Source organism: uncultured Formosa sp. (assembly GCF_947500765.1).
Classification (GTDB): Bacteria; Bacteroidota; Bacteroidia; order Flavobacteriales; family Flavobacteriaceae; genus Formosa.
This window is the reverse complement of record NZ_CANMTH010000001.1, coordinates 530,556-542,383: the sequence shown is the minus strand read 5'-3', so window position 1 is coordinate 542,383 and position 11,828 is coordinate 530,556. Positions and strand designations below refer to the sequence as shown.

Here is an 11,828-nt window from a genome sequence, read left to right as displayed (position 1 = left end):
GAATGATTTAAAAATAAGTAGCTTTTAGTTGTACACCTTCAGTTTCTTCAAATCCAAACATTAAATTCATGTTTTGAACAGCTTGCCCTGAAGCGCCTTTTAATAAATTATCGATAATGCTAGTTACCAATAATTTATCATTATGTTTATGTATATGAAGAATACATTTATTGGTATTTACCACTTGTTTTAAATGAATATCTTCATCTGAAACCACTGTAAATTTAGCATCCTTGTAAAATGATTTATACAATGCTTTAGCATCTTCTAAAGTACCATCATACTTCGTGTAAGCCGTAGCAAAAATTCCGCGTGAAAAATCACCACGATTTGGCATAAAAATGATTTCAGAATTAAAACCACTTTGTAATTGCTTCACCGACTGATTAATTTCTCCTAAATGCTGATGTGTAAAAGGCTTGTAATAAGAAAAGTTATTATCTCTCCATGTAAAATGTGTGGTTGTAGACAATGACGTTCCTGCTCCTGTTGCTCCTGTTACAGCATTAATATGAACATCGTCTTTAAACTTCCCATCCGACGCTAATGGCAACAAAGCCAACTGAATAGCAGTTGCAAAACATCCTGGATTTGCTAAATACTTCGCAGTAATAATAGCTTCTTTATTTAGTTCTGGAAGTCCGTAAACGAATTCCATATCGTTAAAATTAGCATCTGCTTCTAATCTAAAATCGTTACTTAAATCGATAATTTTAGTGGATTCAGAAAAACTGTTTTTTTCTAAAAACGCTGTAGAATTCCCATGTCCTAAACACAAGAATAACACATCTACATTGGCATTAATGGTATCTGTAAATTGTAAATCTGTAGATCCAATTAAATCTTGATGCACTTTACTTACCAGATTTCCGGCATTAGACGTACTGTAGATAAAATCGATATTTACCTGTGAGTGATACATTAATATCCTAATCAGTTCTCCTGCAGTATACCCTGCTCCTCCTACAATTCCGGCTTGTATCATGATTTGTTATTTACGAGTTGGTATATCTTATTCTGATTTCCAAGAATTTTTATAAATCCTTTAGCATCATCTGCTGTCCACCCTTTATTTTCTTCACCATAACTTGCAAATGTAGAATTCATTAAATCGTGTTTAGAAGAAATTCCATCTAAAGAAAAATGGTATGGCTTAAGAGTAACAACAACATCTCCTGTTACATTTTCCTGACTACTTGACAAGAATGCTTCCATATCTCGCATTACAGGATCTAAAAACTGACCTTCGTGTAAATGCATACCATAGAAACTAGATAAGTAATCTTTATGTTGCATTTGCCATTTAGTAAGCGTGTGTTTTTCTAATAAGTGGTGTGCTTTTACTGTAATTAAAGCTGCGGCAGCTTCAAAACCAACACGCCCTTTAATTCCAACAATAGTATCTCCAACATGAATATCTCTTCCTATGGCATATTTTGAAGCTATTTCATTTAATGCTTCAATATTTTTTTCTGGTGCCGCTTTTGCTCCATTAAGAGCAACAAATTCACCTTTATTAAACGTTAAGGTTACTTTTTGCTCGTCTGTTTTTTCTAATTGAGATGGATATGCTTCACCAGGTAAAGGTTTTTCTGAAGTTAATGTTTCTTCACCACCAACACTAGTTCCCCAAAGACCTTTGTTAACAGAATATTTAGCTTTTGCCCAATTCATATCGATACCATTTGCAACCAAATAATCGATTTCTGTCTGTCTTGCTAATTTCTGATCTCTAATAGGCGTAATAATTTCAATTCCTGGTGCTAGAATTTGAAAAATCATATCGAAACGTACTTGGTCGTTTCCTGCTCCTGTACTACCGTGAGCGATATATTTTGCGTCAATGCTTTTTGCATATTCTACAATTTCAATGGCTTGAATAATACGCTCTGCACTTACTGATAACGGATATGTATTGTTTTTCAATACATTTCCAAAAATTAAATACTTCACTACTTTTTGGTAAAATGTAGCTACGGCATCAATATTTTTATAAGTAGAAACGCCCATTTTATAAGCGTTACTTTCTATATGGCTAATTTCTTCTTTAGTAAAACCTCCGGTGTTAACACTTATGGCGTGTACATCGTACTCTTTTGATAAACTTACTGCACAGTATGATGTATCTAAACCTCCACTGTATGCTATTACTAATTTTTTCATTTTATATTATTTTTTTAGAAACAAATGCTCCTTAATGCTTTTTAATCTATTAAATACGCTTGGTTTTACAGGCTTCTGATCTTTTGGAGGTTGTTTATCCGGATCGTATAGCATACCTGTGCATAAACACATCTTTTGTTCTGTACGTTGTAAAACATCATAATTTTTGCAGGTTTGGCAACCTTTCCAAAAAGTTTGATCGTCTGTCAGTTCGGAAAATGTAACAGGTTTATATCCTAAATCTGAATTCATTTTCATTACCGGCAATCCTGTCGTTATACTAAATACTTTGGCCTTAGGATACTTTGTTATGGAATGATTGAAAATTTTATGTTTAATCTCTTTTGCTAACCCTCTATTTCTAAAATCCGGATGTACAATTAAACCTGAGTTGGCAACAAATTTTCCATGTTCCCAAGCTTCAATATAACAGAAGCCAGCAAATTTACCGTCTTCTAAAGCAATAACTGCATTTCCATTTATCATTCTTGCAATAACATACTCAGGAGTTCTTTTAGCGATCCCGGTACCTCTTACTCTAGCAGAGTCTGCTATAGTATCACAAATAATTTCTGCATAAACTGTATGCGACTTGTCAGCAATAACAATTTCCATTGTTTTGATTTTAAAATTAAAAGTTAAAAAAGTATTGATTTCTAGAAAGAAGAACTGGACACACCTAAAGTTCCTAAGATATAAAGCACCCTACTGGGCGGCGAAATAAAATAGGGCGTGATGTAATACGGCTACTGTTTAAAGTAACTATAGGTTGTGTATAAAATGTATAAAGTGATGTAGTCAAAATAAAAAAATAAATACGTAAAATTAGGTGAACAACTCTAGAAGATTAGTGTGCACTGCGGCGTCGGCGCAATGCAATTGCGGGACTAGATGGACGTATATTATTTTTAATTATAATCATAAATCAAATGTACAAATTAATTCAATATATCAATTAACTTTTTAACTATTTTTTATAAAATATAATCGGTGCTTATAAAATTAGATGCCTTAGTGTCAAGCAATTCATTTAATATCGCATTATTATAGTCATTGTCTTTTGAGGCTACAAAAGTTCTTATAGAAAAAGATCGTAATGCATCATGCACACTTAATGTTCCTACGGCAGAATCTTTTCGTCCTGTAAATGGATATACATCTGGTCCTCTTTGACAAGAACTGTTTAAATTAACACGACATACTAAATTTACCAAAGTATCTATTAAAGGTGCTAATGTTTTTACATTCTGACCAAATACACTTACTTGTTGCCCATAATTAGATTCGGCCATATCGTGAAGTGGCTCTTGAATATCTGTAAATGGTAAAACAGGAATTACTGGTCCGAATTGTTCCTCTTTAAAAACACGCATGTCTTTATTTACAGGATATAATACTGCTGGAAAAATATAATTTTCAGTAGTTTCTCCTCCTTTTTTATTTAAAATAGTAGCTCCTTTTTCTGAAGCATCATCTATTAGTTCTTGAATATAAGCTGGTTTCCCTGGTTCTGGAAGCGGTGTTAATTTTGCTCCTTGATCCCATGGATTTCCGAATGGTAATGCATCTACTCGTGCAGAAAAACGCTTATTAAACTCTTCAATAATATTTTCGTGAACATATAATACTTTTAATGCGGTACAACGTTGCCCATTAAAAGACAGTGTTCCTGCAATACATTCGTCTATTGTTAAATCTAAATCTGCATCTGGTAAAACAATTGCTGGATTTTTAGCTTCTAATCCTAAAACCAATCGCAATCTATTTTGTCTTGGATGACTCTCTTGTAAAGCATTCGCAGAAGTACTATTTCCTATTAAGGCAAGCACATCTACACGGCCATTTTCCATAATCGGAGTTGCAACCACACGGCCTCGACCGTAAATAATGTTTACTACACCTGTAGGAAAACTAGTTTGAAAAGCTTCTAACAACGGTGTTATTAATAATACTCCATGTTTTGCTGGTTTAAAAATAACTGTATTCCCCATAATAATGGCAGGAATTAACAGTGCAAAAGTTTCATTTAAAGGATAATTATAAGGGCCTAAACACAATACGACACCTAAAGAACCTCTTCTAATATGCGCATTTACACCATCGTGCTTTTCAAATTTTGCACTATCACGATCTAATTGTTTATATTCTTCAATAGTATCGTAAACATAATCTACAGTTCTATCGAATTCCTTTTCAGAATCTGGCAAACTTTTACCAATCTCCCACATTAGTAATTTTACAATTTCGTCGCGCTTGGTTTTCATTTGTTTTACAAACTTTTCCATACAGGCCACACGATCTATAACTTTCATGGTAGGCCATTCTCCTTGCCCTTTACCGTAAGCATCGCAAGCAGAATCTAAAGCTTCCAAGGCTTCTTTTTTTCCTAATTGAGGAATTTTACCAAGCAATGTTGGTTTATATTCTGGAGTTGATGAAATTGACGAATATACATTGGCTGTATCTCCTGTCCATTTTTTTAATTCACCTCCTACTAAATATGTGTTTTGATTAATTTCAGTTGTAATTTTATATTGATCCGGAATATCCAAAAAAGATGTATTCATAATATATTTTTAAATTAACAGTTCGTGTATTAAATATAACCTTTTAATCGCATTTAGTAGTTTACATAAAAGTTAAGCTTATACTAAAAACTGAAACAGGTCTGGATTATCGTTTAAGTAATCTCCGTAGAAATTTTTTGTTTTCATTTTCTCCATTAATGGTGCTAAATCTTTAGACGACTTTAATTCTATACCAACAACAGCCGAACCGTTTTCTCGATTCGTTTTTTTAGCATATTGGAAATACGTAATATCATCGTTCGGGCCTAAAATTTCAGCAACAAATTCTTTTAGAGCACCTGCTCGCTGTGGAAATTTTACTATAAAATAATGTTTTAAATTGGTGTATAATAAAGCACGTTCTTTAATCTCGGCCGTTCTGGTAATATCATTATTGCTTCCGCTAATTACGCAAACTACATTTTTACCTTTAATTTCTTCAGCATAAAAATCGAGAGCAGAAATACTTAAAGCTCCTGCCGGCTCTACAACAATTGCATCTTTATTATACAATTCTAATATAGTTTCGCAGACTTTGCCTTCTGGAACTGTAATCATATTATTTAAATTTTGCTGGCAAATAGCAAATGTGCGGTCTCCTACTTTCTTAACAGCAGCGCCATCGACAAAGTTCTCGATGTTTTTTAATTCTGTATTATGACCGTTTTTAATGGATGTTTTCATAGAAGGCGCACCTTCTGGCTCTACACCAATAACTTTAGTGTTCGGAGATAATAGTTTAAAAACAGTAGACAAACCAGAGGCTAATCCTCCTCCTCCTACTGGTATAAACACATAATCTATAGGAACTTCTGTCTGGCTTAATATTTCAAGACCAATTGTTGCTTGCCCTTCAATAACTTCCTTATCGTTAAACGGGTGAATAAAAGTTTTATGTAAACGTTCACATTCTAACATTGACGCATGATAAGCATCATCGAAAGTATCACCAACCAAAACAATTTCTGTGTATTCTTCTCCAAACATTTTTACCTGCTCAATTTTTTGATTAGGTGTTGGTGAAGGCATAAAGATGGTTCCCTTTATTTTTAATAATTTACAAGATAAAGCAACACCCTGAGCATGGTTTCCGGCACTTGCACATACAATACCTTTTTCCATTTGTTCTTTTGTTAAAGACGAAATTCGGTTATATGCTCCTCTTATTTTGTAAGACCTTACTAATTGTAAATCTTCTCGTTTAAACAATATATTAGCATCGAATTGCTTAGAGTAGTGTAAGTTTTGGGTTAAAGGCGTTAAAACAGCAACCGATTTTAAACGTTCGGCTGCTGCTTTTACTGCTTTTAGACTTGGAAAATATATTTTATTTTCAGTTTGCATGTTTTATTAGGCTAATACTGAGGTGTCTTATTCGACATCAGTTTTTATTGTTTTCATTGCAGTCATAGCTGTTCTTAACGATTTTCCTATTGTTTCAATAGGGTGATTTCTAATCGCATCGTTTACCGCAATTAATTCAATATTATCAACCTCGTTAGATGTTACTGCATATGGCTTTCCAATCACATCTGTTTTAATACCTTTCATAAAGTCTACTAATAAAGGCTTAGCTGCATGATCGAATAAATAACATCCGTATTCTGCTGTATCAGAAATTACACGGTTCATTTCGTAAAGTTTCTTTCTTGCAATTGTATTTGCAATTAATGGTAATTCGTGAAGTGATTCGTAGTAAGCAGATTCTTGAATAATCCCTGAACTTACCATAGTTTCGAATGCTAATTCAACTCCAGATTTTACTATTGCAACCATTAATACTCCATTATCAAAATACTCTTGTTCTGAGATCTTTTCTGAAGTTAATTCTGTTTTTTCGAATGCTGTTTCTCCTGTAGCTTCTCTCCATGTTAAAAGATTAACATCGTCGTTTGCCCAGTCTTCCATCATTGTTTTAGAGAAATGCCCAGAGATAATATCATCCATATGTTTTTCAAATAACGGACGTAAAATATCTTTTAATTCCTCAGATAATTTATAAGCTTTAATTTTAGCTGGATTAGATAAACGATCCATCATAGTTGTAATACCACCATGCTTTAATGCTTCTGTTACAGTTTCCCAACCATATTGAATTAATTTAGCAGCATAACCTGGTTCTATACCTTCTTCAATCATTTTATCGAAACATAAAATAGATCCTGTTTGTAATGCACCACATAAAATAGTTTGTTCTCCCATTAAATCACTCTTAACCTCTGCAACGAAAGACGATTCTAAAACTCCCGCTTTATCTCCTCCTGTTGCTACTGCATAAGCTTTAGCTTGCGCTAGACCTTTTCCTTCTGGATCGTTTTCTGGGTGTACAGCAATTAATGTTGGCACACCAAAACCACGTTTATATTCTTCACGAACTTCTGTTCCTGGACATTTAGGTGCAACCATAATTACGGTTATATCTTCACGAACTTGAGTACCTTCTTCTACAATATTAAACCCGTGAGAATACGATAATGTTGATCCTTTTTTCATTAAAGGCATAATCGTTTTAACAACATTTGTATGTTGCTTGTCTGGCGTTAAATTTAATACTAAATCTGCCGTTGGAATTAATTCTTCGTAAGTTCCAACTGTAAAGTTATTTTCAGTAGCATTAACATAAGATGCGCGTTTTTCTTTAATAGCTGCCGCACGTAATGTATAAGAAATATCTAACCCAGAATCTCTCATATTTAATCCTTGGTTCAATCCTTGTGCGCCACATCCTACAATGACGATTTTTTTACCTTTTAATGCATTTACACCATCTTCAAATTCTGAAGATGCCATGAAACGACATTTTGATAATTGTTCTAATTGTTTTCTTAATGATAAGGTGTTAAAATAATTTGCCATTTTGTTTTAATTAATTAAATGCTACTAGCATTTGTGATATTTTCATTTCTTGTTTGGTTACTGCAATACGTCCAGAACGTACAAATTGCATGATGCCATAGACACTAAAATCGCGATATAGTTGTTCTATTTCATTTCTTTTACCTGATTTTTCAAGTACAAAAAATTCTTTATTAACGTGTATAATTCTTGCATTACTATCTCTTATTATATTTTGAATTTCGCGTTCTTCAAATAATAAATCAGATTTTAATTTAAACATACAAGATTCTTGATAAATCGTTTCTTCATCGGTATGGTAGTAAGCTTTAATCACTTCAACTTGCTTTTCTATCTGACCGATTATTTTTTTCATACGTTCTTCCCTAAGATTCACCACAATAGTAAATCTAGACACGCCTTCTATTTCAGAAATAGACGTATTTATACTTTCAACATTAATATGTCTGCGTTGAAAAATCGCTGAAATTCTATTTAAAAGACCAATATTATTCTCAGTATAAATTGAGATGGTATATGTGTTTATAGTATCTTCCATAATTAACTTAATCTAATTTCTGAAACTGAAGCTCCTGTTGGTATCATTGGAAAAACATTGTCTTCCTTCTCGACGCAAACCTCTAATAAATATGCGCCTTCGCAAGCCATCATTTCGGCTACAGCATCAGCCAATTCTTCACGCTTTGTTATTTTTTTAGCATCTAAATAATATCCTTTTGCAATTGCTACAAAATCAGGATTTGTCATTTCGGTAGATGCGTAACGCTTATCGAAAAACAATTGTTGCCATTGGCGAACCATTCCTAAAAATTCATTATTTAAAACTACAATTTTAACAGGTACTTTTTGTTGAAAAATGGTTCCTAATTCTTGAATATTCATTTGAAAACCACCATCACCAATAATAGCAACAACATCACGGTCTGGAGCAGCCATTTTTGCTCCAATAGCAGCTGGCAACGCAAAGCCCATAGTTCCTAAACCTCCTGAAGTGATATTACTTTTAGTTTTGTTGAATTTTGCATAACGACACGCAATCATTTGATGCTGACCAACATCCGACACGATCGCAGCATCTCCTTTAGACTGTATATTTATCTGATTTAACACCTCACCCATAGTTAAACCTTCCTTGGTTGGATGTAAATCGTCTTTAATCACTTTTTCAAACTCGATAGCATATAAATCTTTAAATTTTTGATGCCATTCTGGATGTGAATTTTCGTTTAAAAGCGGAATCAATTCTGCTAAACTCAACTTAGAATCTCCAAGAACAGCAACATCTGTTTTTACGTTCTTATCAATTTCAGCTGGATCTATTTCAAAATGAATAACCTTAGCTTGCTTTGCATATGTAGACAAACTGCCCGTTACACGATCGTCGAAACGCATACCGATTGCAATTAATACATCACACTCGTTTGTTAACATATTTGGCGCATAATTACCGTGCATACCAACCATTCCTATATTTAAAGGATGATCTGTTGGTACGGCTGAAGCTCCTAAAATGGTCCAAGCTGAAGGTATTCCTGCTTTTTCAATTACAGTTTTTAGCTCTTGCTCTGCTTTTCCTAAAATAATACCCTGACCCCAAACAATCATAGGTTTTTTAGCACTATTAATTAAGTCTGCCGCTTTTTGGACAGCCTTACTATCTATTTTGCAAGCTGCTTTATAACTACGTACCGAAGTACATTTTTCGTATTTAAAATCAAACTCTTCAAACTGAGCATCTTTTGTAATATCTACCAACACAGGTCCTGGACGTCCGCTTTTAGCAATATAAAATGCTTTCGCTATAACTTCAGGAATTTCTGAGGCTTTAGTAATTTGAACATTCCATTTAGTAACAGGAGTAGAAATACCTACAATGTCTGTTTCTTGAAACGCATCACTTCCCAATAAATGGGATGATACTTGACCAGTAATACAAACTAAAGGTGTAGAATCTATTTGAGCATCTGCGATACCTGTTATTAGATTTGTTGCCCCCGGACCTGAAGTTGCCACGGCGACCCCTACCTTTCCTGAAATACGAGCATAACCTTGAGCTGCGTGTGCAGCACCTTGTTCATGACGTGTTAAAACATGATGAATTTTGTCTTTATATTTATAAAGTTCATCGTAAACAGGCATTATAGCTCCTCCTGGATATCCATAAAGAATTTCAACACCTTCAGCTAACAAACATTTAATGATAGCCTCGCTCCCCGAAATACGCACGGTTTTTTCTGTAGCGGTCTTTATTGTTTTTACTGTTTCTGTGTTCATAGTAAAAAATTAGAATTCATCAGTCACACACCCTTTCGATGCCGACGATACTGTTTTCGCATATTTATATAATACTCCTCGTTCTGCTTTCAATTTTGGAGCTACCCAATTCGCTCTTCTTTTTGCCAATAACTCTTCAGAGATTTCAATATCAATCGTATTGTTTTCAGCATCAATAAAAATAACATCGCCGTTTTCTACTAAAGCTATATTACCTCCTTCTTGTGCTTCTGGCGCAACGTGCCCAACAACAAAACCATGAGACCCTCCTGAGAAACGCCCGTCGGTAATCATTGCAACATCTTTCCCTAAACCAGCTCCCATAATAGATGATGTTGGTTTTAACATTTCTGGCATACCTGGTGCTCCTTTAGGACCTTCGTAACGAATAATAATCACGTCTCCTTTTTTTACTTTTCCGTGAGCGATACCTTCATTAACCTCAGCTTCACTATTAAAAACATTAGCTACACCTTTAAAAGACAAGCCTTCTTTACCTGTAATTTTTGCTACAGCTCCTTCTGTGGCCAAGTTTCCGAATAATATTCTAATATGACCTGTTTCCTTAATAGGTGTTTCAAGTGGTTTTATAATTTGTTGTCCTTCAGTTAAATTAGGAACATCTTTTAAGTTTTCTGCAATAGTTTTCCCTGTAACTGTTAAACAATCGCCATGAAGCATATCGTTCTCTAACATGTATTTTAAAACACCTGGAATACCTCCAATACCATGCAAATCTTCCATAGAGTATTTACCACTAGGCTTTAAGTCTGCCAATAATGGAGTTGTATCGCTAATTCTTTTAAAATCTTGTAATGTAAAATCTATTTTTGCAGCTTTAGCAATTGCCAAAAAGTGAAGTACTGCATTTGTAGACCCTCCTAAAACAGTAACTAATCTAAATGCATTTTCTAATGATTCTTTAGTTACAATGTCTGAAGGTTTTATATCATTTTCTAATAAATAGCGTAAAGCTTCTCCTGCTTTAACACATTCTTTTTCTTTTAATTTATCGTCTCCAACAGCAGGAGTAGAAGAGTTAAACGGTAACGACATCCCTAAAGCTTCTATAGCAGACGCCATAGTGTTTGCGGTGTACATACCTCCACAAGCTCCAGCACCTGGACAGGCTTTATGCACCACTTCTTTAAATTCTGAATCTCCAATAGTTCCAGCAACTTTTTTTCCGTAAGCTTCAAAAGCAGAAATAATATCAAGTTTTTCACCCTTATGACAACCAGAAGCAATTGTACCTCCATAAACCAGAATTGACGGCCTATTTAATCGCAACATACCCATTAAGGCACCTGGCATGTTTTTATCACAACCTACAACGGTAATTACACCATCATAACTCATTCCTTCAACAACAGTTTCTACAGAATCTGCAATAATATCTCTAGAGACTAACGAATAACGCATACCTGGCGTACCATTAGATATACCATCACTAATACCAATGGTATTAAAAATTAACCCAACCATGTCGGCATTTTGCGTTCCTTTTTTAACATGAGTCGCTAAGTCGTTAAGATGCATATTACAAGGATTTCCTTCGTAACCTGTACTAGCAATACCAATAAATGGTTTTTCTAAATCTTCATCTGTTAACCCAATAGCATGCAACATTGCCTGAGCTGCAGGTAAAGAAGCATCTTGAGTGACCGCGTAACTATACTTTTTTAAGTTTTTCATATGTTTTTAAAAGCTTTTGCTCTCATTCTAATTCCTTTGAGAGTACTAAATTAATTTTTTGTCATTTTTTAACGAATTTACCCCAACACATATCGACTAAATCCACCATTAATAATACACACCTAAAACACTGATTTAAAACAACTTAAATCCACCTATATATGACGTTCAATTTCTTCTTTTTATTATAAAAAAAATGACTTTTTTCAGAATTAAGGTTTTATTATAAAATCGGAACCAAAAAGCCATCGTTATTTTACGTTTACAGCTTTA

9 protein-coding genes are annotated in these 11,828 nt (G+C 34.0%); all 9 read right to left on the bottom strand.

Annotated features, from left to right (window positions below):
- Nucleotides 1-7: 7 nt before the first annotated feature.
- The 9 genes from argC to ilvD all read right to left on the bottom strand — a co-directional run bounded on the left by argC (nucleotide 8) and on the right by ilvD (nucleotide 11,555).
- Entirely contained in the window at nucleotides 8-985 is a 978-nt protein-coding gene (gene argC / locus Q1B05_RS02320) for an N-acetyl-gamma-glutamyl-phosphate reductase (protein ID WP_299777123.1), read from the bottom strand.
- Nucleotides 982-2,163: an argininosuccinate synthase domain-containing protein gene (locus Q1B05_RS02315; RefSeq protein ID WP_299777121.1), complete on the bottom strand. Its 1,182-nt coding sequence runs from the start codon at nucleotides 2,161-2,163 to the stop codon at nucleotides 982-984. The genes argC and Q1B05_RS02315 overlap by 4 nt, the downstream gene beginning before the upstream one ends.
- A 6-nt stretch (nucleotides 2,164-2,169) precedes the next feature.
- Nucleotides 2,170-2,778 (bottom strand): GNAT family N-acetyltransferase, encoded by a 609-nt coding sequence (locus Q1B05_RS02310; RefSeq protein WP_299777120.1) that lies wholly within the window; start codon nucleotides 2,776-2,778, stop codon nucleotides 2,170-2,172.
- A 359-nt stretch (nucleotides 2,779-3,137) separates the two neighbouring features.
- On the bottom strand, nucleotides 3,138-4,730 hold the full coding sequence (locus Q1B05_RS02305) for an NADP-dependent glyceraldehyde-3-phosphate dehydrogenase (protein WP_299777118.1): 1,593 nt from the start codon (nucleotides 4,728-4,730) through the stop codon (nucleotides 3,138-3,140).
- A gap of 78 nt (nucleotides 4,731-4,808) precedes the next feature.
- Nucleotides 4,809-6,074 (bottom strand): threonine ammonia-lyase IlvA, encoded by a 1,266-nt coding sequence (gene ilvA, locus Q1B05_RS02300; RefSeq protein WP_299777116.1) that lies wholly within the window; start codon nucleotides 6,072-6,074, stop codon nucleotides 4,809-4,811.
- 27 nt (nucleotides 6,075-6,101) lie between these two features.
- The gene (gene ilvC / locus Q1B05_RS02295; protein ID WP_299777114.1) at nucleotides 6,102-7,586 is read right to left on the bottom strand and encodes a ketol-acid reductoisomerase; all 1,485 of its coding nucleotides are present in this window, start codon (nucleotides 7,584-7,586) and stop codon (nucleotides 6,102-6,104) included.
- 10 nt (nucleotides 7,587-7,596) lie between these two features.
- Nucleotides 7,597-8,124 (bottom strand): acetolactate synthase small subunit, encoded by a 528-nt coding sequence (gene ilvN, locus Q1B05_RS02290; RefSeq protein ID WP_299777112.1) that lies wholly within the window; start codon nucleotides 8,122-8,124, stop codon nucleotides 7,597-7,599.
- Nucleotides 8,125-8,126: 2 nt separating this feature from the next.
- Nucleotides 8,127-9,860 carry a biosynthetic-type acetolactate synthase large subunit gene (gene ilvB, locus Q1B05_RS02285; protein WP_299777110.1) on the bottom strand — a complete coding sequence of 578 codons (1,734 nt, stop codon included), beginning with the start codon at nucleotides 9,858-9,860 and terminating at the stop codon, nucleotides 8,127-8,129.
- 9 nt (nucleotides 9,861-9,869) lie between these two features.
- Nucleotides 9,870-11,555, bottom strand: a complete 1,686-nt coding sequence (gene ilvD / locus Q1B05_RS02280; RefSeq protein ID WP_299777108.1) for a dihydroxy-acid dehydratase — start codon at nucleotides 11,553-11,555, stop codon at nucleotides 9,870-9,872.
- Nucleotides 11,556-11,828 lie beyond the last annotated feature (273 nt).